Source organism: Rhodococcus sp. AG1013 (assembly GCF_003350365.1).
Lineage (GTDB): Bacteria > Actinomycetota > Actinomycetes > Mycobacteriales > Mycobacteriaceae > Prescottella.
In genome coordinates this window covers 1-24475 of record NZ_QQAT01000020.1, presented here as the reverse complement: position 1 = coordinate 24475, position 24475 = coordinate 1, and the positions used below count along the sequence as shown (strand labels likewise).

Annotated in this window: 17 protein-coding genes and 3 pseudogenes; 10 read left to right on the top strand and 10 right to left on the bottom strand. The window is 67.3% G+C overall.

Translation table 11 applies throughout. From position 1 onward, the window contains the following. Positions 1-40 precede the first annotated feature (40 nt). Complete coding sequence (locus DEU38_RS21235; RefSeq protein ID WP_114723390.1) at positions 41-1681, bottom strand: PucR family transcriptional regulator; 1641 nt, start codon at positions 1679-1681, stop codon at positions 41-43. A gap of 127 nt (positions 1682-1808) precedes the next feature. Here DEU38_RS21235 and DEU38_RS21230 point away from each other — a divergent pair, with 127 nt between their 5' ends. Continuing rightward, positions 1809-3320 (top strand): CoA-acylating methylmalonate-semialdehyde dehydrogenase, encoded by a 1512-nt coding sequence (locus DEU38_RS21230; protein ID WP_114723389.1) that lies wholly within the window; start codon positions 1809-1811, stop codon positions 3318-3320. A gap of 20 nt (positions 3321-3340) precedes the next feature. Continuing rightward, the gene (locus tag DEU38_RS21225; protein ID WP_181818883.1) at positions 3341-4732 is read left to right on the top strand and encodes an aspartate aminotransferase family protein; all 1392 of its coding nucleotides are present in this window, start codon (positions 3341-3343) and stop codon (positions 4730-4732) included. A 359-nt stretch (positions 4733-5091) separates the two neighbouring features. Here DEU38_RS21225 and DEU38_RS21220 read toward each other — a convergent pair whose 3' ends face one another. Together DEU38_RS21220 and gabT are read right to left on the bottom strand one after the other, a co-directional pair. Beyond that, positions 5092-6549 (bottom strand): NAD-dependent succinate-semialdehyde dehydrogenase, encoded by a 1458-nt coding sequence (locus tag DEU38_RS21220; RefSeq protein ID WP_114723388.1) that lies wholly within the window; start codon positions 6547-6549, stop codon positions 5092-5094. Between the two features lie 53 nt (positions 6550-6602). Next, complete coding sequence (gabT, locus tag DEU38_RS21215; protein WP_114723387.1) at positions 6603-7949, bottom strand: 4-aminobutyrate--2-oxoglutarate transaminase; 1347 nt, start codon at positions 7947-7949, stop codon at positions 6603-6605. 141 nt (positions 7950-8090) lie between these two features. Here gabT and DEU38_RS21210 point away from each other — a divergent pair, with 141 nt between their 5' ends. Next, positions 8091-9617, top strand: a complete 1527-nt coding sequence (locus DEU38_RS21210) for a PucR family transcriptional regulator (RefSeq protein WP_114723386.1) — start codon at positions 8091-8093, stop codon at positions 9615-9617. A gap of 44 nt (positions 9618-9661) precedes the next feature. Here the strand turns inward: DEU38_RS21210 and DEU38_RS21205 are convergent, their stop codons facing one another. Beyond that, positions 9662-12817, bottom strand: coding sequence for an NAD-glutamate dehydrogenase domain-containing protein (locus DEU38_RS21205; protein ID WP_181818882.1), 3156 nt, complete (start codon positions 12815-12817; stop codon positions 9662-9664). A gap of 348 nt (positions 12818-13165) precedes the next feature. Here DEU38_RS21205 and DEU38_RS21200 point away from each other — a divergent pair, with 348 nt between their 5' ends. Further along, a complete protein-coding gene (locus tag DEU38_RS21200) occupies positions 13166-14773 on the top strand; it encodes a class I adenylate-forming enzyme family protein (protein ID WP_258558084.1) in 1608 nt (535 codons plus the stop codon). A gap of 2 nt (positions 14774-14775) precedes the next feature. Here the strand turns inward: DEU38_RS21200 and DEU38_RS21195 are convergent, their stop codons facing one another. From DEU38_RS21195 to DEU38_RS21170, 5 genes and pseudogenes are all read right to left on the bottom strand, one after another. Continuing rightward, entirely contained in the window at positions 14776-15384 is a 609-nt protein-coding gene (locus tag DEU38_RS21195; protein WP_114723384.1) for an allophanate hydrolase subunit 1, read from the bottom strand. Then, positions 15384-16142, bottom strand: coding sequence for a LamB/YcsF family protein (locus tag DEU38_RS21190; RefSeq protein WP_114723383.1), 759 nt, complete (start codon positions 16140-16142; stop codon positions 15384-15386). Before DEU38_RS21190 ends, DEU38_RS21195 begins: the two co-directional genes overlap by 1 nt. 43 nt (positions 16143-16185) lie before the next feature. Then, entirely contained in the window at positions 16186-16962 is a 777-nt protein-coding gene (locus tag DEU38_RS21185; RefSeq protein ID WP_114723382.1) for a thioesterase family protein, read from the bottom strand. A 98-nt stretch (positions 16963-17060) separates the two neighbouring features. After that, positions 17061-17282 (bottom strand): annotated as a pseudogene (locus DEU38_RS29385) (2-pyrone-4,6-dicarboxylate hydrolase); the annotation flags it as partial. A gap of 296 nt (positions 17283-17578) precedes the next feature. After that, positions 17579-18187, bottom strand: a complete 609-nt coding sequence (locus DEU38_RS21170) for a TetR/AcrR family transcriptional regulator (RefSeq protein ID WP_181818880.1) — start codon at positions 18185-18187, stop codon at positions 17579-17581. A gap of 56 nt (positions 18188-18243) precedes the next feature. Between DEU38_RS21170 and DEU38_RS29860 the strand changes: the two are divergent. After that, a pseudogene (locus tag DEU38_RS29860) lies at positions 18244-18402 on the top strand (glycosyltransferase); the annotation flags it as partial. A 25-nt stretch (positions 18403-18427) separates the two neighbouring features. Beyond that, on the top strand, positions 18428-19273 hold the full coding sequence (locus tag DEU38_RS29375) for a glycosyltransferase (protein ID WP_114723380.1): 846 nt from the start codon (positions 18428-18430) through the stop codon (positions 19271-19273). A 506-nt stretch (positions 19274-19779) separates the two neighbouring features. Here DEU38_RS29375 and DEU38_RS28880 read toward each other — a convergent pair. Beyond that, positions 19780-20109: pseudogene (locus DEU38_RS28880) on the bottom strand (transposase); the annotation flags it as partial. Between the two features lie 910 nt (positions 20110-21019). On the opposite strand from DEU38_RS28880, the gene DEU38_RS29855 reads away from it, so the two are divergent. From DEU38_RS29855 to DEU38_RS21135, 4 genes are all read left to right on the top strand, one after another. Then, a complete protein-coding gene (locus DEU38_RS29855; protein ID WP_181818877.1) occupies positions 21020-21289 on the top strand; it encodes an SDR family NAD(P)-dependent oxidoreductase in 270 nt (89 codons plus the stop codon). A gap of 45 nt (positions 21290-21334) precedes the next feature. Continuing rightward, a complete protein-coding gene (locus tag DEU38_RS29850; protein ID WP_114723378.1) occupies positions 21335-21676 on the top strand; it encodes an SDR family oxidoreductase in 342 nt (113 codons plus the stop codon). A gap of 284 nt (positions 21677-21960) precedes the next feature. Continuing rightward, the gene (locus tag DEU38_RS21140) at positions 21961-23013 is read left to right on the top strand and encodes an acyl-CoA dehydrogenase family protein (protein WP_114723377.1); all 1053 of its coding nucleotides are present in this window, start codon (positions 21961-21963) and stop codon (positions 23011-23013) included. After that, complete coding sequence (locus DEU38_RS21135; RefSeq protein WP_114723376.1) at positions 22998-24158, top strand: acyl-CoA dehydrogenase family protein; 1161 nt, start codon at positions 22998-23000, stop codon at positions 24156-24158. The genes DEU38_RS21140 and DEU38_RS21135 overlap by 16 nt, the downstream gene beginning before the upstream one ends. The last annotated feature ends 317 nt before the right edge of the window (positions 24159-24475 follow it).

Below are 24475 nucleotides of genomic sequence, written 5' to 3'. Positions count from 1 at the left end.
CCCGACTTGGGTACCGGGGGCCTTTCTCCGTGTCCGGGTCTCAGGCGTCGCGCGACGTGCGCGCGGCCCGTGTCGGCGCGCTGGCATGACTGTCGAGGATCAGTACGGCGGCGTGCAGCGACGTTCGGGACTCGGCGTCGTCGAGGTCTACGCCGAGGAGTCGTTCGACGGTCGCGAGCTTGGCGTACAGGGTGGGACGCGAAATCCGCAGTCGCTTGGCGAGTTCGGCCTTGTTGCCGCCGAGTTCGAGGTAGGCGCGCAACACGTCCAACAGGTCGTCGTCGTGCCGTGCGCGGTGCTCGAGCAGTCCGCGCAGTTCGGCCTCGGCGAAGGCCTGCACGCGCTGATCCGTGCGGATCAGGGCGATCAGCCCGCGTAGTCGGATGTCCGCGGAGCGGTGACAGACCTTGCCGTCCTGCGGCAGCGACTGCGCGACGTCGGCGATGTGCGCCGACTCGGCGAGGCCCCCTGCCGCGTCCAGCAGGCGCGTCGAGTCCGGGCCGACGCCGACGGTGCACCGCACGACGCCGTCGATCCGGCCGAGCGCGGCGTGGATCTCGGTGCACAAGGAGTGCAGGGCGTCGGGGCCGGAGCCGCTCGGGGGTTGCGAGACCAGGAGGTCGAACCATCCGGTCCGGGGATTGGTCGTGAGCGCCGTCAGCCGTGACGTCCGCACGGCGTGACGGATGGCGTCGAGCATCCGAACCCGCCGGCGCTGTGTGAAAACCTGGTCGGCGCTGGGTGTTTCACTGACGCGGATGGTCACGGGCAGATATGTCAGCGCGGGGCGCAGCCCCAGGGCATGCGCGCGGGCGGTGGCCTCGGCTTCGTCCTGGATGCGACCGCGGCGCAGTTCGTCGACCAGGCCGCTCTGCGCCTGCTGCTCGAGTGCGGTGCCCTCGCGTTCGACCATCCGGCCGAGTGCGAGTGCCTGCGCCGCGCGTTCGAGGGTCATCCGGGTGCGTGCGTCGTTCCCGATCGGGCGGGGAGCGACCAGTCGGCCCCACTCCTGGCGATGGGCGCCCACCGGGGTGGTGATCCAGGATTCCGGACCGCAGACCTCGGTCTCGTGCGAGACGGGCGTCAGTCGCGACCGGCGTTCCCAATCCGACAGCAGTTCCGCGGTCTCGACGTCCTGCGCGGCGAAGGCGAGGACCTGCCGTGCGAGGTCCTCGAGGACAACCGGTGCATCGAGGATGTCGGCGGCGGCATCGACGATCTCGCCGGGCGACGCCCGCTTCATGCTCAGGTCGGTGAACGCCTCGTGCGTGTTGCGGGCGAAGGCCACCTCCGCGTACTGGTCGGCCACGATCGAGCGATGCACCTCCTCGGTGACCTCGACGAATCGGACCTCCCGGTGCAGTGCGACGACGGGCAGAGCGAGTCGGTCGGCGGCCTCGGCGGCCTCCGGCGGGATCGCGTCGACGTGCAGACCGAGCTCGACGACCAGGCCGATCGCGTTGGCGGCGGCCAGGCCTTCGAGGTAACCGACGGGGTCGTCGACGAGCGCGCGCCCCGTGGTGAGGACCAGTTCACCGCCCTGGAGCAGGTTCGAAAGGTCGTACAGATCGCTGACGTGTACCCATCGGACCCGGCGGTCGAGGGAGCCGCCCCCGACCACCTCCGGTTCGCCCCGCTGGAGGACGGGGAGGTCGAGAATGTCGCGGACCGTCGGCTGCATTTACGAAGTGTAAAGCGCAAGTCGGATTCTCTTACAGAGTGCAGGCCTGCGGGAGGCGGTGAAGCGCAGACAGTGGAAGCAGCACGCGTGATCGCGCGTGTCGATCCACTCAGACAGGACTCCATTCATGACCCACAGCGACGGCGCGGCACGGACGATCGCGCACTGGTCCGACGGCAAGAGCTTCGCCGGCACGAGCGGCGACACCGCCCCGGTCACGAATCCGGCGACCGGCGCCGTGACGGGCCGGGTCGCGCTCGCGAGCGTGGCGGACGCCCGCACGGTGATCGCGGCGGCGTCGGCGGCGTTCCCGGCGTGGCGGGACAGTTCGCTCGCCAAGCGCACCGCTGTGCTGTTCAGGTTCCGGGAGCTGCTCAACGAGCGCAAGCACGAGCTCGCCGAGATCATCACGGCCGAGCACGGCAAGGTGGTCTCCGACGCGCTGGGTGAGGTGACTCGCGGCCAGGAGGTCGTCGAATTCGCCTGCGGCATTGCGCATCTTCTCAAGGGCGGGATGACCGAGAACGCGTCCACGTCGGTGGACGTGGCGTCGATCCGTCAGCCGGTGGGCCCGGTCGCGATCATCTCCCCGTTCAACTTCCCGGCGATGGTCCCGATGTGGTTCTTCCCGATCGCCGTCGCGACCGGCAACACGGTGGTCCTCAAGCCGTCCGAGAAGGATCCGACCGCATCGATCTGGATGGCCGAGCTGTGGGCCGAGGCAGGTCTGCCCGCCGGTGTCTTCAACGTCCTGCAGGGCGACAAGACCGCGGTCGACGAGCTGCTCACCTCCCCGGACATCAAGGCGATCTCGTTCGTCGGCTCGACCCCGATCGCGCAGTACGTCTACGCCACCGGAACCGCGCACGGCAAGCGGGTGCAGGCGCTGGGCGGTGCGAAGAACCACGCGATCGTGCTGCCCGACGCCGACCTCGACCTGGCGGCGGACGCGATGGTGAACGCCGGCTTCGGGTCTGCCGGTGAGCGCTGCATGGCCATCTCCGTGATGGTCGCGGTCGGTGACGTAGCCGACGAGTTGGTCGGCAAGATCGCCGAGCGCACGCGGGCCCTCCAGACCGGTGACGGCACCCGTGCGGTGGACATGGGTCCCCTGGTGACCAAGGCGCACCGCGACCGCGTCGCGTCGTACGTCGACGCCGGGGAAGCGGCCGGCGCGGCCGTCGTCGTGGACGGTCGCGGCATCGAGGCGAACGGGGGAGCGGACGGCTTCTGGCTCGGCCCCACGCTGCTCGACCACGTCACCCCCGACATGAGCGTCTACACCGACGAGATCTTCGGCCCGGTGCTCTCGGTGGTCCGCGTCGAGTCTTACGACGAGGCCCTCGCTCTGGTGAACTCGAACCAGTACGGCAACGGCACCGCGATCTTCACCAACGACGGTGGTGCGGCACGCCGCTTCCAGAACGAGGTCGAGGTCGGCATGGTCGGCATCAACGTCCCGATCCCGGTTCCGATGGCGTACTACAGCTTCGGCGGCTGGAAGAGTTCGCTGTTCGGCGACACCCACGCCCACGGCGCCGAAGGCGTCCACTTCTTCACTCGCGGCAAGGTCGTCACCACCCGTTGGCTCGACCCGAGCCACGGTGGCATCAACCTCGGCTTCCCGCAGAACAACTGAGCCGGAAAGGGACACCCGACATGACGATGACAACCGACGGCCCCGTCGTTCTTCCGACCGGCCAGGATCTGTCCGCCGCGCGCGCCGACGGCGAGCGTGCCTACGCGCTCGACCGCGCGCACGTCTTCCACTCGTGGTCTGCGCAGGCGCAGATCGCGCCGATGACCATCCTCGCCGCCGAGGGCTCGTACGTGTGGGACGGCGCCGGAAACCGACTGCTGGACTTCTCCTCCCAGTTGGTCAACACCAACATCGGGCATCAGCACCCCCGGGTGGTCGAGGCGGTGCAGCGCCAGGCTGCGAAGCTGTGCACCATCGCTCCGCAGTACGTCAACGACGCGCGTTCGGAGGCCGCCCGGTTGATCGCCGAGCGCACCCCCGGCGACCTGGACAAGGTGTTCTTCACCAACGGCGGCGCCGATGCGAACGAGCACGCGGTGCGGATGGCGCGGCTGCACACCGGCCGCTACAAGGTGCTGTCGCGGTACCGCTCGTACCACGGCGGCACCGACACCGCGATCAACCTCACCGGAGATCCCCGCCGCTGGCCCAACGACTACGGCAACAGCGGTGTCGTGCACTTCGACGGCCCGTTCCTCTACCGGTCGGCGTTCCACTCGGAGAACGAGGCGCAGGAGACCGAGCGCGCCCTCGAGCACCTCGATCGTGTCGTCCGACTGGAGGGCCCCGACACGATCGCGGCGATCGTCCTCGAGTCGGTCCCCGGCACGGCCGGGATCATGGTCCCGCCGCCGGGCTACATGGCCGGGGTCCGGGAGATCTGTGACCGCTACGGGATCGTCTTCATCGCGGACGAGGTGATGGCCGGATTCGGGCGGACCGGAAAGTGGTTCGCCATCGATCATTTCGACGTGGTGCCGGACCTCATCACCTTCGCCAAGGGTGTCAACTCGGGGTACGTCCCGCTCGGTGGCGTGGCGATCAGCGCGAAGATCGCCGCCACGTTCGCCGATCGTGCGTACCCCGGCGGCCTGACGTACTCGGGTCACCCGCTGGCGACGGCAGCGGCCGTCGCGACGATCGAGGCGATGGAGGACGAGGGCGTCGTCGACAACGCCGCCCGGATCGGCGCCGAGATCCTCGGCCCGGGTCTGCGCGCACTCGCGGAGCGGCACCCGTCGATCGGTGAGGTGCGCGGGCTCGGTGTGTTCTGGGCGATCGAACTGGTCGCCGACCGCGCCACCAGGGAACCGCTGGCACCGTACGGCGGGTCGAGTCCGGCGATGAACGAGGTCATCGCGGCGTGCAAGTCCGGCGGACTGCTGCCGTTCGCCAACTTCAACCGGATCCACGCGGTACCACCGTGCACCGTCACCGAGACCGAGGTGCGCGAGGGGCTCGCGATCCTCGACGCCGCGTTCGATATCGCGGACAACCACGCCGGTCGGTGATCCGACCGGATCAGTGATCCAGCCGATCCGCCCCTGGAGTCCATGGCGTCTCCAGGGGCGGATCGGCCTGTCGCCCGGGCTATCCGGTGGAAGGAGGAAGGCAGACACGGCACATCGGTGCACGGCAGCCTGCCGGGCTGCCCCAGGAAGTTCTGAACAAGATCGAAGACAGAAGGAGTAATTCCATGGGTTCGTCCACCACTCAGCTCGGTCAGATCGGCGCTGTCGCCGGCCTCGTCTCGGCGTTCGCTGCCCTCGTGGGAGCTGCCATCGGCGCCGCGACTCTGTTCATGTAGTCCGGGCACACAACGAAGAAGGCCGGAGGCAGAGCCTCCGGCCTTCTTCGTTGCGTTGTCGGGTCAGGCCGTGAACCCGATGTACTTGGTGTCGAGGTACTCGTCGATGCCTTCGACGCCACCCTCGCTGCCCAGCCCGGACTGCTTGACTCCGCCGAACGGTGCGGCGACGTCGGAGACGACGCCGCGGTTGACTCCCACCATGCCCGACTCGAGCGCGTCGGCCACCCGCAGGGCCCGGTCGAGGTTCTGCGTGAAAATGTATGCGGCGAGACCGTATTCGGTGTCGTTGGCCGCGGCGATCGCCTCCTCTTCGGTGTCGAACCCGGTGATCGCGGCGACCGGACCGAAGATCTCGTCGCGGACGATGCGCGAGTCGGTCGGCACCTGGTCGAGGACGGTCGGCTCGAAGAAGAAGCCGGGGCCGTCGACGGTCCGGCCGCCGGTGCGCACCCGGGCGCCCGCCGCGACCGCCTCGTCGACGAGTGCCGCCACGCTCGCGCGCTGCTTGGCGCTCACGAGCGGACCGACGTCGACGCCCGGCTCGTGTCCGGGTCCGACCTTCAGTGCGGCGATCCGCTCGGTGAGCTTTGCGGTGAACTCCTCGCGCACGCTGTCGGCCACCATGATTCGGTTCGCGGCCGTGCACGCCTCGCCGCCGTTGCGCATTTTGGCTGCCATCGCCCCGTCGAGGGCCGCGTCCAGGTCCGCGTCGTCGAACACGATGAACGGCGCATTCCCGCCCAGTTCCATCGACGTGCGCAGGACGTTGCGTGCCGACTGTTCGATGAGCACGCGGCCCACCGGGGTGGAGCCGGTGAAGGTGACCTTGCGCAGTCGCGGATCGGCGAGCAGCGCGCCGGACACAGCGGCGGCGTCCGACGTCGGCAGCACCGAGACCACACCGGCCGGTAGGCCGGCCTCGTCGAGGATCTCCGCGAACGCCAGCATCGTCAGCGGCGTCTCCGCCGCGGGCTTGACGATCATCGTGCAGCCCGCGGCGAGCGCGGGGCCGATCTTGCGGGTGCCCATGGCGAGCGGGAAGTTCCACGGGGTGATCGCCAGGCAGGGGCCCACCGGCACCTTGTTGACGAGGATTCGGCCGGCGCCGCCCGGCGATCGCGTCGAGCGACCCTGGATTCGAACCGCCTCCTCGCTGAACCAGCGCAGGAACTCGGCCCCGTACGCGACCTCACTGCGGCTCTCCGGCAGGGCCTTTCCCATCTCGGCCGTCATCAGCAGTGCCAGTTCCTCGGTCCGCTCGACGACGAGTTCCCAGGCCCGACGGAGGATCACGGATCGCTCGCGCGGGGAGGTGGCCGCCCACTCCGCCTGGACGCGGCACGCCACGTCGAGTGCGCGGATGGCGTCGTCGGCGCCGGCATCGGCAACCGTCGTCAGTGCCTCACCGGTGGCCGGATCGAACACCGGGAACGTGCCGCCGCCGACCGGCGCGGTGGACTCGCCGTCGATCCACAGCCCGGTCGGGACGCGGGAGACGAGGGTGGAGACATCAATCATCGTTCTGCTTCCGGTAGGTCCAAAGTGGATTGAGCGTCAATGACGTTCGGTGATCACACCGAGGCGCGGACGGCGTCCTCGATCACGTCGAGCGCGTCGGTGAGCAGATCGTCGCCGATGACGAGCGGCGGGAGCAGGCGCACCACGTTGCCGTACGTGCCGCAGGTCAGCAGGATGACGCCCTGTTCGAGCGCGTACGCGACGACCTTGCGCGTCAACTCGGCATCCGGCTCGGTGGTGCCCGGCACCACGAACTCCATCGCCAGCATGGCGCCGCGGCCGCGGACCTCGCCGATCGCGGGGATCTCCTCGGCCAGCTTCCGCAGGCGGGTCGTCACGACCTCCTCGATGTGGCGGGCCCGCGCGGGAAGGTCGAGTTCGCGCATCGTGTCGATCGCCGCGAGCGCCGCGGCACAGGCGATCGGGTTGCCGCCGTAGGTGCCACCGAGGCCGCCGGCGTGCACCTTGTCGAGCAGTTCGGCGCGGCCCGTGATCGCGGACAGCGGAAGTCCGCCGGCGATGCCCTTGGCCATGGTGATGATGTCCGGCACCACCTCTTCGTGGTCGCACGCGAACCACGACCCCGTGCGGGCGAACCCGGTCTGGACCTCGTCGGCGATGAAGACGACTCCGTTGGCGCGCGCCCACGTGGCGAGCGTCGGCAGGAATCCCTCTGCGGGAACGATGAACCCGCCCTCGCCCTGGATCGGTTCGATGATGATCGCGGCGAGCGAATCAGCACCGATCTGCTTCTCGATCTGGGTGATCGCACGCTGCGCCGCCTCCGGGCCCGTCAGTCCGCGCTCGTCCCGGAACGGGTACGACATCGGCATCCGGTACACCTCGGGGGCGAACGGGCCGAAGTGAGCCTTGTACGGCATCGACTTCGCGGTCAGCGCCATCGTCAGGTTGGTGCGGCCGTGGTAGGCGTGGTCGAACGCGACGACGGCGGTGCGCCCGGTCGCCAGACGCGCGACCTTGATCGCGTTCTCCACGGCCTCGGCGCCGGAGTTGAACAGCACGGTGCGCTTCTCGTGGTCGCCCGGCGTGAGCGCCGCAAGCTCCTCGGCAACCTGCACGTATCCCTCGTAGGGCGTGACCATGAAGCACGTGTGGGTGAAGCGTCCGGCCTGGTCGCGCACGGCATCGACGACGGCGGGATTCGACGCGCCGACATTGGTGACCGCGATGCCCGAGCCCAGGTCGACGAGCGAGTTTCCGTCGACGTCGACGATCACACCGCCGTCGGCGTCGGCGGTGTAGACCGGGACGCTGGACCCGACCCCTGCCGCGACGCTGGCGCGGCGGCGCTCCGTGAGTGCTCGCGAGTTCGGACCGGGCAGTTCGGTGACGAGGTTGCGCTTCTGCGGAAGCCGGTAAGCGATGGTGGTGGTGTTCATATCGTGGAGGACCCCTGTCGTGAAGATCTGACTGGTTCTATTCTGGGTCGCCGTGGAGCGCGGATCACCTGCCAGAATGGAGTGGGGGACTGCCCACGATTCACCATTTCGGACCGCACTCGGGCCGGGTCAGGAGTTGAGATGAGCGTGACCGTCCGGTGGGTGCTGGCGCAGCCGGAGTTGTCCCTGCGCCTGCGCGGTGGTGCTTCCGGACTCGACCGCGACATCGAGTTCGCGATCACGACCGAACTGTCGGACCCGTCGCCGTGGCTCTCGGGTGGCGAATTGCTGCTGACGACGGGTCTCGGGGCTCCGTCCGCGGTGGACGGCTACCGGGACTACCTGCGCCGTCTGTTCGACGCCGGGGTCGCGGCGGTCGGCTTCGGGGTGGGACTGACTCACTCCGAGATCCCGGAGGCGCTGATCGCGGCGGCCGACGAGACCGGACTGCCGCTGCTGGAGGTGCCGCTGCCCACCCCGTTCGCGGCCGTCACGAAGCGGGTCATGGACTGCCTGGCCGAGCAGCGTTACGACGCACTCCTGCGAGCGTCCCGCGCCCAGCCGCGGATGACGCGGGCCGTGGTCCAGGGCGGCGCCCGTGCCATCGTGCGGGAGCTCGCCGTGGCGACCGATGCGACGGTCCTGCTCTTCGACCGGCGCGGTCGGCTCCTCGAGCGCCATCCGACGAACGTGGACGGTGAGACGGTGACGGAGGTGTCCGACCTGATCGACTCGGTGTCGGAGGCTGCGTCGAGCATTGTCGCCCAAGCACATTCGGGCCACTCGATGACCGTTCAACGGATCGGGCTGGGCACCAGCCTCCACGGCTGTCTCGCGGTGGTGAGCCCCAAGCCGCTCGGCTCCGTCGACCAGGTTCTGCTGGGCCACGCCAACTCGTTGCTGGCGCTCGACTTCGAGAAGCCGGTGCGGCTGCGGGCTGCCCAGAACCAGCTCAACAGTCAGATCCTCGGGCTGCTGCTCTCGGAGGGCATCGATCTGGAGCCGGCCCGTGAACAACTCGCGCCGGCCGCGGACGACCGTGGCTTCGTCCGCGCCCTGGCCGGGGTCTGCCCGTCGTCGGGGGACGCCGAGGCGGTCGCGTCCTCGATCGCCTCGGCCATGAACGAGGCGGGTCGACCGCTGTTCCTGCGGCGGACCGAGGGACGAATGACGGTGCTGCTGCGCGGAACCGACGACGTCGCATTCGCGAGGACACTGCTCGCCGGCGCGGGGGAGTCCGTCCGCCGGTCCGCGCGGATCGGTCTGAGTGGTCCGCTGCCCGTCGAGCGCTTCGCGGAGGCGATCGACCAGGCGCAGCTGGCGGCATCGGCGGCCGGAGCCGGCGCCGCACCGCTCGAGTTCTCGGCACTGACGGGCAGCGCGCTGCTCACGTTCGACTCGACCCGTCAGGTACTGCGGTCGGTCGCCGACACGATGATCACTCCGCTCGCCGACCACGATCGTGACCACGGAACCGAACTGGTCGCCTCGCTGCGTGCGTTCCTCGAGGCGAACGGGCACTGGGAGTCGGCGGCAAACGTGCTGGGCGTCCATCGGCACACCCTGCGGAGCCGGATCGCGAAGATCGAGTCCCTGCTGGACTGCCGACTCGACGTCGCCCGGGTGCGCGCGGAGTTGCTCCTGGCGATCATCGCGTCCCAGGCGTAGCGCCCGGACCGAGGTTCCGGGCGCCACGCGGGAAGCGGAGTGGACTACTGCGCTACCGCGGCGAGCGCGGTCGCGAGCTCCGCGCTGATCGTGCACGCCCGCGCCAGGTCGATGTCGCCGTCGGCCTGGGCCTCGATCACGATCCGGCGCAGCCGGGCGACCACCGGCTCGTGCTGTGCGCGCCACCGCGCCGTCCGGTCGCCGGGGGACTCGCCGTCGCATCCGTGCGTCGCGACGGAGCCGGCCAGTGCGTGCAGTCGCCCGGAGATCTCGTCCCGCAGCGCCGCCGTTGCGAGCGTGTCCCAGTACGCCCGCCGGGGCCAGTGCTCCAGGCGATCGACGACACGGAAGATGCCCAGGTCGTCTCCCAGCGTCAGGTAGGCGTCTGCCACCCGGTCGATCGGAACCCTCAGTGCGAGAGAGCTCTCCGCGAACGGGAGCGCCTCGGCGAGCAGCGGCAGCGAGGTGCCGGCGATCGTGCCGTCGACGACGGTCGCGGGCAGGGACTTCGCGAGCAGTTGACGGACGCCCTCGCGGTACCGCCGTACCTCCGACTGCGGGTCGAGAGGCACGGGCCGGTTGCGCAGCAGCCACGAACACGCGCGCTCGATGAGCGCCTGCACCGCGTGCAGCGGACCCCACGCGTCGCGGTCGGCGGGGTCGACGACAGAGGTGGCGCGGGCCCACATCGCGTCCACCTCGAACAGCTCCGCCACCACCGCGTACGCCAGCGCGACCTGGGGTGTGCTCACCCCGAGTCGCTCCTCGAGCCGGTAGATCAGACCCGGCCCGACGTGATTGATCAACTGGTCCGCGATCTGCGTCGCGATGATCTCTCGGCGCAATCGGTGCTCGTGGATGTGACCGGGAACCCGGTCACGGAACGACGGCGGGAAGTAGTCGACGAGCAGGTGGGCGAAGATCGGTTCGTCGGGGACCTCGGAGCGGAGCAGGTCGTCGCGCACGGTGTTCTTCGAATGTGCCAGCAACGTAGCGATTTCGGGTCGGGTCAGGCCGAGTCCGGCTTCGGTGCGCAGCCGCAGTTCCTGCTTGCTCGGCAGCACCGCGCGGGTTCGGTCCAGCCCGCCGACCGCCTCCAGGTTGACGATCAGGCGATCGTGCCGTCCGAGCAGCGACACGGCCTGCGACTCGGCGAGGCTGATCGCCAGTGTCTGGCTCGCGCAGTCGCCGAGGACGGCGCCCGCCACGTCGGCGGTGCACTCGGCCAGCAGTGCGTGGCGCTCGTCCTCGCTCACCTCACCCGCCGCGACGGCGCCGTCCAGCGCGATCTTGAGATTCACCTCCCGGTCGGAAGTGGCCACGCCGGCGGCGTTGTCGATGAAGTCCGCGTTGATGCGGCCGCCGTGGACGGCGAACTCGATCCGAGCCCGCTGGGTGAAGCCGAGGTTGCCTCCTTCGCCCACCACCCGGCAGCGCATGTCGGCTGCATCGACGCGGACTGTGTCGTTCGCGGGATCGGCTGCATCCCCATCGGTTTCGGTCGAACACTTGACGTATGTTCCGACCCCGCCGTTCCACAGCAGATCCACCGGCGCTCGGAGGATCGCCCGGATCAGCTCGGCCGGCGCGAGTGCGTCGGCGTCGATGCCGAGTCGCGCCCGAACGGCCGGCGAAAGCGGTACCTGCTTGGCGGATCTCGGCCAGACGCCGCCGCCCTCGGAGATGGCGTCGCGCGGGTAGTCGTCCCAACTCGAGCCCGGCGTCTCGAACAGTGTGCGGCGCTGCTCGAATGAGGCGCCCGGGTCCGGATCGGGGTCCAGGAAGATGTGCCGGTGGTCGAAGGCCGCGACCAGCCGCAGTGTGCGCGAGAGCAACATCCCGTTGCCGAACACGTCGCCGGACATGTCGCCGATGCCCGCGACGGTGACCGGGTCCGTCTGGGTGTCGACACCCAGTTCGGCGAAGTGCCGACGGACCGACAGCCAGGCGCCCCGGGCGGTGATGCCCATCGCCTTGTGGTCGTAGCCGCGGGAGCCGCCGGAGGCGAACGCGTCACCCAGCCAGAAGTCGTACTCGGCGGCAACCGCATTCGCGACGTCCGAGAACCGGGCCGTGCCCTTGTCGGCCGCGACCACCAGGTAGGGGTCGGCGTCGTCGTACACGACGGTATCGGCGGGCGGGACGACGCGGCCGTCCACCAGGTTGTCCGTGACGTCCATCAGCCCGCGGATGAACGCGGCGTACCCCTCGGCGGGTGCGACGCCGCCGAGCAGCACGTACGAGCCCTTGGCGCCGGTCGGGACGATCGGCGAGTTCTTCACGGTCTGGGTGGTCATCAGCCCCAACACCTCGGTGCGGTAGCTCTCCGGTCGGTCCGACCAGCGCAGTCCACCGCGGGCGACCTCACCGGCCCGGACGTGGACACCCTCGACGCCACCGCCGCGGACGAAGATCTCGCGGTGCGGAACGATGCGACCGGGCTGCGTCAGCCGCGACGGGTCGAGCTTGAACGAGGCGTGCTCCTTCACCCGGCCGTCCGCGGTGCGCTGGTACCAGTTGGTCCGCAGCACCGCCCCGACGAAACCCGTCAGCGCGCGCAGGATCCGGTCCTCGTCGAGGGTCGCCGCCTCCTCGACGAGCGTGCCCAGTCGTGTCCGCAACTCGGTGACCCCGCGGTCGCGGTCGGCCAGTGCGGGGTCGAACCGGGCGTGGAACAGTGCCACGACACTGTGGGTGAAGGCGTTGTGGCGCAGCAGGGTGTCGACGAGGTAGGTGTCGGAGAACCCGAGACCGACCTGCTGGAGGTAGCGGACCATGCAGCGAACCAGCACGACGTCGCGCCAGCTGAGGCCGGCGACGGGGGTGAGCATGCAGAACCGGTCGATCTCGAGGCCGTCGGCGGTCGCGGTCTCGAACGCGTCGACGAGCAGTGCGGTGGCGTCGACCGCCCACGTCCGGTCGGGGCTGCTGAAACGGAATCGGTCCGCGGGGGCATGTTCGCCGCTCGGCCGCGGGGCGGCGATGGGTTCGTGTTCTTCGATGCGAAGGCCGAAGCACTCGAAGTCCCTCGCGACGTCGGACAACGGCGGTCGCGCGCCCGGCCACACCACGATCGCGTCCATGGTGTCGGGGGTTTCGGGGGCGTCGGGAGCGTCGCGGGGAGCGACCAGTTTCATGCGGGGGCGGTTGTCGGCGTTCGGAGCGGAGGGGAGCGTCATCGATCCCTTGCTGATGGTCATCACACACCTTGTTCGGTCGGCGGAGTCTGAGTCGTCGGGCCTGGACGCTCTGAGTGTGCCGTGCTCGCAAGGATTTTCGACTGGACAGTTTGTCGAGGCGGGAGGCTGCGATCCACCGAAACGCACATCCGCGCTCCGATGGTTCGGCAGGTACGGCCGGTCCCGGACGCGCCGTCCGGCCACCGGAGATAAACAAGCATGAGTGCTTGCTTTCTCGCGTGTCGAGTGAAATGCTGGCCCGCAGCCCATCGGAAGTGATCTATCTCACGCCCCTGTTCGGTGTCGTGGATCGGGTCGTTTGTTCGTGGGTTTGCTCGGGTCCGCTTCTGCCGAAGAAAGGTCGCGTCAGTGAAATCCAATCTGTCCGGTATCGATTCGTTGGAGTTGAATCTCGCAGCCCGGGTATGTGTGGGGGATGCGTTGACGCGGGTCGCGCGCGTGCTCGGAAGCCGTGAGGCGGTCATCGATCGTGGGCGGCCGGTCACCTACCGCGAACTCGACGATGCCGCGGAGGCCCTGGGGCGCGCGTTTCTCGACGCCGGGATCGAACGGCAGCAGCCGGTGGCGATGCTGATGGCCGACGGCTGGAAGCTTCTGGCCACGTATTTCGCGTGCGCGAAGTCGGCGCTGGTCGCGATGCCCGTGAGCATCGCACTGACGGCCGAGGACATCGAATGGATCCTGCGCGACGCGGGCGCCGCCGTCGTCGTGGCCGACGCCGCGTTCGTTCCGCTGCTCGAAGCGGCGCTGCCCCGACTCGACTCGGTGCGCACGGTGGTGGTCGTCGATGCGGCGGTCGACGAGATCGCGGGCCGCGCCGTCCAGCGTTGGGAAACACTCGTCGACCGCGGTGCCGACGGCCGCCTCGAGGTGATCGTCGAGGATCGGGACCTGGTCCAGTGCCTCTACACGTCCGGTACCACATCCCATCCGAAAGGTGTTCTCACCAGCCATGTCTCGGTGATGGTTGCCGGCCTGACGAACGCGCTGATGCAGGGTAGTTCGTGGGGGAACTCGCCGTCGACCCTGCTGAACGTGCTGCCGCTGTTCCACACCACCGGACTCAACACCCTCGTGCTCCCGATGCTCATGACCGGCGGGCGGGTCGTTCTCCCCGGACGGTTCGATCCAGCCGTGGTACTCGACGCGATCGAGAAGCACGATGTCACGCACGCGATGCTGCTACCGATCATGTGGAAGGCGCTGGTCGACGTGAACGCCGCCGCTCCGAGGAACCTCGAGTCGGTCCGGCTGTGCATCTACGCGATGGCGCAGATGCCGGCCGAGGTCCTCGACCGAGTGGACGCCGCCTTCCCGAACGCGGCGGTGATCCTCGGGTCGGGGCAGACCGAGGTGGTGCCGGCGACGGCGCTGCAGTGGCCTGAACATCGGACCACCAAGCCCGGCTCGTGGGGGCCGCCGGTACCGACGGTAGAGGTGGCGATCATGGACGCCGACGGAACCCTGCTGGCGTCCGGGGAGACCGGCGAGATCGTCTACCGCGGACCGCACGTGTGCAGCGGCTACTGGAACAACATGGAGGCGAACACGAAGGCATTCGCGCACGGGTGGTTCCACAGCGGCGACATAGGCCATATCGACGAGGAGGGCGTCGTGTGGTTCACCGACCGACTCAAGGACATCATCAAGTCCGGCGGCGAGAACGTCTCGTCGATCGAGGTCGAACGCGTCGTCGCCAATGTGCCCGGAGTGCTGGAATGTTCGGTGATCGGGGTGCCGGACGAGCGGTGGGGAGAGGCGGTGTGTGTGGCCGTAGTCCCGGTGCCCGATACCGGCGAGGACGGACTCGAGGCCCGCATCCTCGACCACGCGCGGCAGCAGTTGGCGGGCTTCCAGGTACCGAAGCGCGTCATCGTCGTCGAGGCGCTGCCCAAGACCGCGACCGGCAAGACCCGCAAGCACGAACTACGGACCGCGGTGCAGTCCCGGGTGTGACATCAGACCGCGACGAAGCGGACCGCGGTACCCGGCTGCAGCAGTGCGGGCGGGTCGCGGTCCACGTCCCACATCCGTTCGGGGGTGGTTCCGATCAGTTGCCAGCCACCCGGTGACGAACGCGGATAGATCCCCGTGAACTCGCCGGCCAACCCGACGGCGCCGGCGGGGACCTCGGTGCGGGGCGACGAGCGGCGGGGGACGTGCAGGCCGGTGTCCTCGCCGCCGACGAGATAGCCGAAGCCGGGGCTGAAACCGACGAAGGCCACCGTCCAGGTCCGCTCGGTGTGGGCGGCGATCACCCCGTCGACACTGAGACCGGTGCGATCGCCGACCTCGGCCAGGTCGGGCCCGTCGTAGCAGACGGGGACCGCGACTGGATCGGCCGCGGACATCGCGTCGTCCGCGATCGGCGCGGTCGAGCGCACCCAGGTCGCGATGCTGTCGGGGCGCGCATCGCGGAACCGCACCAGGATCGTGCGGGCCGCCGGAACCAGATCGGTGACTGCGGGGTGGCGGTGCGCCTCGAGCCCACAGAAGTGCGCGACCGCCGCGTCGAGTCCGTCGTACTCGACCAGCAGCGCCCGGTCGCCCATGCCGAGGATCCGCATCAGATGAACGGTTTCACATGGATCTGTTCGGTATCGAGGCGGGCGCGGATGGCCGCTGCCATCGCGACTGCCTCCGGTGTGTCGCCGTGCACGCACACGGTTTCCGCCGCGATCGACACCTGCGAGCCGTCGACGGCGTGCACCCTGCCGCTCGTGACGAGCTGGACCACTCGGTCGGCCACAACATCCGGGTCGTGCAGCACGGCACCGGCCTCGGTCCGGGGAACCAGGATGCCGGCGGGCGTGTAGGCGCGGTCGGCGAAAGCCTCGGTGACGGTGCGCAGCCCGGCCTTCTCGGCCTCCTCCAGGAAGACGGAGCCGGGCAGTCCGAGTACCGGCAACGACGCATCGACCGCGCGGACTGCAGCCACCACGGCACGCGCCTGTTCGCGGTGGTGGACGATCGCGTTGTACAGCGCGCCGTGCGGTTTGACATAGGTGACCGACGAGCCGACAGTACGGGCCAACGCGTCGAGAGCCCCGATCTGGTAGATCACCTCGGCGGTGAGGTCGACGGGTGCGATGTCGATGAAGCGGCGTCCGAAGCCGGCGAGGTCACGGTAGCCCACCTGCGCGCCGATCCTCACACCCTGCGCGACGGCCTCGCGGCATGTGCGGAGCAGCGTCGCGGGATCGCCGGCGTGGAACCCGCTCGCGATGTTGGCGCTCGTGACGAGGCCCAGCATCGCCGCGTCGTCGCCGAGCGTCCACGCGCCGTAACTCTCGCCGAGATCGCTGTTGAGGTCGATGTATGCCACAACTCGATCCTAGTTCCGCGGCCGACGCGCGGCGGACCTGCTTCTACCGTGCGGTCGGCCGGACGGTGAGGATCTGCGACGACGTCCCGATCGGGCCGCGGACGTCACTGACGACGCTGTGCGTGAGTCCGATGCCGGTTGCGCCGAAGCTCACGTTCGTGTCGAAACCGACCCATTCCCCGTGTGGTTCGGCGAACAGGTGGAAGGTGAGGTCCAGATTGGGGAAGGCCACGTCGGTCGGGCTGATACGCGTGGTCATCCCGTTGGCGATGTCGAGCAGGCCGGCGGTCCGCGCGACGGAACTGACCTGCTCGTTCGCGACGAGGTCCGCCGGGGTCCGCACCCAGAACGACCCGCGACCGGGTTCGATCTGGTCCCGCCGTACGTCCGCGGACTCGATGAATCCTCCCGGCCAGACCGTCGTCGCGTCCCACGACGGCATGTCCTCGGGCGCGGCGATGACGGGGAACGGAGTCGCGTGGAACGGCTGCGTCTCGAAGGCCTGCATCAGCCACGCCCGCGCGACGACGGCGGCGCGGCCGTCGTGGCTGAGCGTCGCCTCGACCAGTTCGATCGTGCGCCCGGCACGGATCGTGCGGACGGACGTCTCCACGACGCCGATCGGGAGGGTGCCGAGGATGTCGTAGGACAGTCGGCCGATGGCAGGGCGGTCGTCGCGGCGCCGATCGCGATCGGTCTCGATTGCGTGCGCCAGCAACCCCAGGGCAGGTGCGATGTGCTGTTCCTCGGTGTTCCAGGCGCCGCCGGTGTGGCTGGTTGCGAGGAAGGCCGTCTCGGACAGTCGCTCGAAGTAGTGAATCGGTCTCTCCCTACGGGTTCGGGTGCGCGGCGGAACGGTACTGAATCTAGGACTGCAGTACCGATCCGGGCACCCCCGATCGGGGGTGAGGCCGCGACATCGAGATCTGCCCGTCCGAACCTGGTCGCCTTCACACGCACTCCGCGCTCGACCAGCGCGAGCAGGTGCGGTAGGCCGTCGGCGTGCAAGCCCAGGTGGTCGATGCTCACCGCGGGCAGCGCCGCCAAGGTGTCGGCGAGGTGTGGAAGGTCGCGGGCATCGACGTAGAGCTCGGTGTGCATACCGGCCAGGTCGTGGATGCGTCGGGCGAGTCCGGCTAGGGCATGTCTCCTAACCTGCGAGGTGTTCGACCCAGGTGCGCACGGCTGACAGGAGCACACCAGCGCGGTACGTGAGGGCTGATCTGTCGTAGCGAGTCGCCAGCGCACGCCACTGCTTAAGAGTGCCGAACGACCGCTCGGTGACGTTGCGGCCCTTGTACTTCTCCGCTTTAACCGGACCGGACGACCACCGCGGCGGCCTTTACTGAGTCGGTGACGACTACGGGGCACGACCGTCGTCATCGAAGTTGGCACTTGTTTGGGTTGTTCGTTGAGAAGAGGCGATCGCCTCATCGTCATCCCATGGTCGCAAGCTGCTTTCGCAACCAGGATCGGTACTCGTCGTCGGACCAGCCACATTTCAGAACGAAGTGCTGATACGTGGTCGAATCGGTGACGAAAGCGAGAACGTCGGCGACCATGCCCTCGTGTCCGGTCTCGGCCAGCCCGTGTGCGACGAACCAGTCAGCCGCCGTCCGCAGTTCCATTCTTCGACTCTGCTCGAGCTCCTCGAGGCGGCGTGCCACGGTCGTGTCGATCGCTGCAGCGGTGTGGGCAACAGCCCATAACTGCGCGGACCGGGAATGCGCTGCGGTGAGGAAAACGGCCGCGGCATCGAGGGCGCGGTCGACATTCGGGTCCGCGAACGCAGCGCTCAGGTCCTCGGTGTCGAGAACCGCCCCGCCGCCAGTGAACTCGCGCATCACGACGTCGAGGAGCAGTGCGCCTTTTGTTCCTGCCCCGTGGACAGTAGCCGCAGCCACACCAGCACGTTCGGCTATGTCTGCGACGGTCGTGGCTACGAATCCGCCGGCGGTGAACAGGTCGCGTGCGGCATCAAGGATCTGCGCGCGAGTGTCGGCGGCCCGGGCGGCGCGCCGAGTTGAGTCGTATCTACGTGCCATAACACCTCGCTTTGGATATAGTCGACTATATCCAAAAGGGTTTGAGGGGGTTCGAGATGGCTCGCTACTTGTTGTGTGCCACTCCAGCAAGGGGGCACGTACACCCGGTGTTGCAAGTCGCATCCGGTCTGAAGGAGCGGGGACACGATGTCACGGTCCTCACCGGATCGCGGTTCCGTTCCGCTGTCGAAGGGGCAGGCGTCACCTTCCGGTCCCTGACCGGCGACGCGGACATCAACGATCGCGAACCAGATTCCTTCCTGCCCGGGCCCGTTCGGCCGCATTCGCAACCGTGCCCTGAATGCGGTCACCGCCTTCGCCTTCCGGGGCCTCGACCGCGCAACCGATCACGCAGTCCGGTCCGTGGCTGGACGGGGACTGGACGGCGGTCTCTTCGGAATCGCGCGGCACTACGACCGCTATCTGCATCTGGGGCCGGCCGAGTTCGAGTACCCGCGCAGCGACCTCCCACCAATCTTCCGGTTCGTTGGTCCCCTCGGACTCGGTCCCGCTCAAGACTCGGTAGATCTGCCGGACTGGTGGCCCGAGCTGGAAGGGCGCCGAGTCGTGCACGTCACCCAAGGAGCCGCCGCTAATGCCGACCTTTCAACGCTGATTCGCCCGACGATCGACGCACTCGCCGACACCGACCTGCTCGTCGTCGTGACTACCGGTGGTGAACCAGTCGAACACCTCGGAACACTTCCAGGCAATGTCCGCGCAGCAGAGTTCATCCCACACACAGCACTGTTCGCGCACGTCGACGTCTTCGTCACGAACGGCGGGTACGGCGGCGTGACGAACGCAATCGGCCACGGCATCCCTGTCGTCATCGCCCCCGGCGGTGAAGACAAACGAGAAGTCGCCGCACACATTCGGTACTTCGACGTGGGGATCGACCTCCGCCACGAACGCCCAGCCACCACAGAGATACGCGCGGCTGTCCATCGGGCTTTCGACGAGCCCCGACACCGCAAGGCGGCACAGGCCATCGTGCAGGCATGCACTCGGTATCGGCCGTACGACACGATCGCCGCCGAATTGACCGAAGCAACCTTCGAGCAGCGAATCAGCAAATCCAGCTAGAGCATGCCTCCTATTTGTCGAGGAGTCGGAGCCAGGTGCAGACCGCTGAGAGGATCACGCCTGCGCGGTAGGTGAGGGCAAGTTTGTGGTAGCGGGTGGCCAGTGCACGCCATTACTCGAGGGCGGCGAAGGATCGCTCGACAACGCCTGCGGCCCTTGTACTTCTCGGCGTCGAACAAGGCGGGACGTCCACCGCGGCTGCCTCGTCGGAGGCGGTGGCCCTTCTGATCGTCGGGTTCGGCGATTACCGCTTCGATTCCCCGCCCCCGTAGGTGGGCTCGGATCGCTTTCGATGAGTAGGCCGTGTCGCCGAGCACCGCGTCCGGCCTTGTCCGGGGGCGACCGGGACCAAGTCGGGCACCGACAATGCGGACATCAAGATCGGGAACATCGGAGAATCCCCAGCTTGACCTGGCCAGATCAGAAGGACCAGCGGTCGACCGTGTCCGTCGCAGAGTTGGTGGATCTTCGTGCAGAGACCACCAGGAGACCGCCCGAGTCCATGGTCACCCGACTCGTCGAGAAGGTTCGTGTAACTCGACGGATCCCCCTGTGTCACGTGCGAGGTTGGTGCCGTGCTGGTGAGCGCGGCAGATCGTCGAGTCCACCGACACGGTCCGATCGATCAGGCCGTTGGCATCGGCATGGGTCAGGAGCGCGGATATGATCGTGTCCCAGGTTCCGTCGCCGGCATAACGGCGGTGACGCTTCCAGATCGTCTGCCACGGAACGAAATCCGCAGGAACGTCACGCCAGGCGACTCCAGCCCGGTAGCGGTGGATGATGCCCTCGACCACCCGGCGGTTGTTTCGGAACGGGGCGCCCCCGTAATCCGTCGGAGGAGGGAGGCAGCGGTTCGATCAACGACCGCTGGGCATCTGTGAGGCATTCGGTGCGTGACACGACGAGCAGTGTCGCCGATCCAGCCGCCGCCATCCAGGAGACACGCTCTAGCAGCCTGCTTCCCGATCGCGTCCACGAAGTGCTCGTTTACCTGGGGATATGACACGTCCCCCTTTCGTCTGAGGCGGCCCGTCCGGCTGCCACGACCACACGTCTGCACCCTCCGGCACTGCGAGGGCGCCAAGAGGAGATCCTGAGAAGGTTCCATGGTCACCGTTGTATCTGCGTTGCATCGCTTCGCTGCTGTACTGCGCGAGCGGTCAGATCCCCATCCTGCGGTGAGCGGCGTCGGCTGGGGCACATGCCGTGACCGCCGGTCATGGCATGTGTCTTGAGCTCCGGGTGCTGGGATGTTTGCGCGTCGGGACCGCGGCGTCGGTTGTGTAGGGCGGGAACAAGCGCATGACGACAGGTATGAGTGCGACCGGTGTGGCATGGCGGAGTGCGGCCTCCGGACGGCGTCGATACAGCGAGGTGTTCCTCGATGTCGAGGCCCAGATTGGGATCTTCGAATCCATTGCAACTGAGGGGGAATCGCCGACGCGATCGCCAGTTTCGGCTGGGAGTCGGCGTAGATGGACTCGATGTGCCATGTGCAGCGCTGTGTCGAGGTGACCGGTTGATAGACCTGTTTGAGTTCTACCTGGTGTGGGCGTGCTCCGACCTGGGTTGGCAGGAAGATGACTTCGACGGCGGCCCCCACCGACCATTTGCTGCCCAATATGAGCCAGTTGACCTCGGGAGGCGGAACCGCCCGCCTAGCGTCGTGGCCTAACGGACCAGTTCAAAAGTGACAAGGGAGGCAGACGGAATGCGTGTTCCTATCGATCGAGACATGACATCGTGCTGCTGAGCACGTCCGATGCCGACTCGCGCGACGTCGTCGACATTAATCTCGGCGGCGCCTTCAATGTCTGCAGAGTCGCGGTCTTCCAGCCCCTCGCGAGGCTCAATCGGAGCATCATCAACATCGTGTCGGCGACCGGGACACACGGCAACGTCGGCCAGGCCAGCTACTCGGCGTCGAGGGCAGGGGCATCGGTTTCACCAAGTCGCTCGCGAACGAAGCTGCGCCGTAAGGGGTTCGCGCCAACTTCGTCGAAGCCGACATGACATCCGCCGGTCAACGAGTCGGTATGCAGTTCATTTCTCGAACGCATCCCGCTGCGCCGATGGGGCATCGCGGACGACGTCGCCGCGGTGGTGAGCTTCCTCGCGTCACCCAGATCCGCGTACATGACCACAGGTGTCCTCCAAATCGACGGAGGCGTGTCGCTGCGATGTCTACTTCGACCCTCAGTTTCAACCTGCGCTACCCGTACTCGTGGTTGGTGCTTGATGACCTGGCCGCTCAATACCCACTGCTTGTCGACGCGCTGCGATGGCGGCCGTATTGGGATCTGGACGATGAGAGCATCGCCGCCTTTGAACAGGCCTTCGGAAGGTTCGCATATCGGCAGATGTTGCGAGAGCACCACCTCGACATCCTTCAAGACGTGAGTTGCCTCGCCCGCCTACCGCGGATTGACCGCGACCGGTCAGCTCGACCACAACCTCCGATAGGAGGTGCCACACCGCGCGCGCGTCGCGGCGGCGCCGAGCGGGAAGATGCCCACACCTGCGTATGCGTTTCGTCGGGTGCGGTGGATGCATGGCAGGAACATCTCCGATCGAGACACGGTGGCGGAGGTCATGAACTTGCTCAGGCTGAATGGGTCAACTCTCGCAAAATATTGGGGACTGGTTCAGCGCGCGGCACTCATCCATTTCGGGAAGGCGTGTAGATGGATTTCAGTTTTGATGAAACGCAGCTTGCCGTCGAAGAAGCGGTCCGAGGGGTCCTCGCCCGTGAGTCGCCCTCTGCGCAAAAGTGGTCGATGCTGCAGGATGCAGGCTTGCACGTGCTCAGCATTCCGGAGGAGCACGGCGGCGCCGGCCTGGGCGCAGTCGAGGTCGGCATCGTTGCGCAGGCATTGGGTGAAGCTGCCGTAACAAGCCCGTTTGTGGGCGCCGGTATTGCCGGCCTGGTGGCCTCGCGGACTGCTCCGGGAATAGATATCGACGACTGGTGCAAGGGCATCGCGTGCGGCGATGTGACTGCAGTCAGTGCACGGGCGCCAGGACGCGCGGCCGTTCGTGAAGCAGTCCCGGTCGAAGGGGATGCCTTTGTGAACATCACTGGCGACTTCAGCGCGGCGCAGTGCGCTGAGGATGCACGGTGGCTACTCGTCCCGACCGCGACTGGGCCGGGCCTGATCGATGCAACACAGCAAGGCGTGACGGTCGTACCGATCGCGAGTTCGTTGGGCACCGAAGATCCCCGCGCACCCGTCGACTGTCAATTCCGACTCTTAGACGTTCGGTCCAAGCCGGTGTTCAGCGACCGTCACGATGCGCTGGATCTGTTTGCGGATCTTCACCGCACGGTATTCCTCTCCTATGCGAGTGGTCTCCTGAAGGGGGCGTTGAAGTTAACCGCGGATCATCTCAGTAGTAGGACACAGTTCGGGCGCCCGTTGGCAACGTTCCAGGCCGCATCGCAGGAGATTGCGGACATCTACGTCCTCTCGATCGCCTTGGAATCGACCTCCCTGTACTGCAATTGGACTATCGACAACGGCGGGAGTGCCAGCGCCGAACTCGATGCTGGCTTGTTCATGTTCGCGGGCGAGGGGCGCGCGGCGATGCAGATGTGTCACCACTTGCACGGGGGACTGGGTGTCGACGTCACCTACCCGATGCACAGGTACTTCTCATTAGCCAAGGATGTAGTGCGCCATTGTGGTGGCGAGAGACAGAATCTCAGAAGGATGGGTACACGATGTTCATTGGTCTGACTCCGGAACAGGAGTCACTTCAGAACGAAATCCGTTCGTACTTCGAATCTCTCGTGAGCGAGGAAGATGTATCTGCCCTACTGCACGACCGCCACGGCCCCGTGGCCGAACGGATCGTGCGGCAACTCGGCAAGGACGGTTGGTTGGGCGTCGGCTGGCCGAAAGAGTTCGGGGGGCGAGGTTTCGGCTCGCTAGAGCAGCAGATCTTCGAGTCGGAGGCTGTGCGCGCGAGCATCCCACTCTCGTCCGTCACCCTGCAAACGGTCGGACCGACTCTGCTGCGATACGGCACCGACGAACAGAAGCAACGCTTCCTTCCGGGCATACTGCGTGGCGAAATCGAGTTTGCGATCGGATACACCGAGCCGGATGCGGGTACCGACCTGTTCTCTTTATCCACCACGGCGAAGAAGCAGGCCGACGGTTCGTACGTCGTCAATGGTCAGAAGACTTACACCACCGGCGGGCATAGCGCGGACTACATATGGCTGGCCGCAAGGACCGGCAGTGTTGAATCGCGCCACCGAGGTCTGTCGATACTGATCGTCGACACCAACGATCCGGGATTCAGCTACACCCCGGTTATCTCACTCGACGGCGCACATCACACCAATGCTACCTATTACGAGGACGTGCATGTTCCGGCGTCGATGTTGGTCGGTGAGGAGAACAACGGCGTCAAGTACCTTATCTCCCAGCTCAATCACGAGCGGGTGATGCTGAGTCCGTCCGGGCGTATCGCTGCCATCTACGACCTCGTGTACAAGTGGGCTGCATCAGAGGGGCTGCTGGACCTTGACGACGTGAGGGAGTGTCTCGGAGAGATCCTCGCAGTCCTGAAGGTTAACAACGTATTGAACTGGCGTGTGGCGGCGTCCGCCGGCCCCGACGGGCCCAGTCAGGCGGATGCGTCTGCTTCCAAAGTGTTTCACACCACCCGCGTGCAACGCGTGGCCCGGATCGCCGAAGACATCATCTACGCGTGGGGTGACCTCGCTGATCCATACACGGCGCAGACCTTGAAATCACTGGATGTTCATTCCAAACGGAACGTGGTGATCACCTTCGGCGGCGGTGTCAACGAAGTGATGCGAGACATGGTCTCGGAGGTAGGATTGGGCCTACCGAAAGTTACCCGCAGATGACGACAATTCGCGGTCACATGGCGGGCGGCCTCCCTGCGCGTTGCACGATCCAGCGATGGGGAGCACGATCCGCGCGCGAGTAGTAGCACAAGTCGCCGCTCAATCACTGGAATCAGGGCATCACCGCCGTCTGCGCTGTGGCACCCACTGCGTGCTGGAAGCCGGGTGAGCGGCCGATGACCGTCACGGCGCTGCGACAGGAGAGAATGAGTTGGAACGCACGACGATTGCCGAGATGCTCCTCGATCGCCTCGGTGACCAGCAGCTCGGTGTCCGTACCCGTGAGCAGGACTGGACGTGGGACGAGGTGGTCCGCG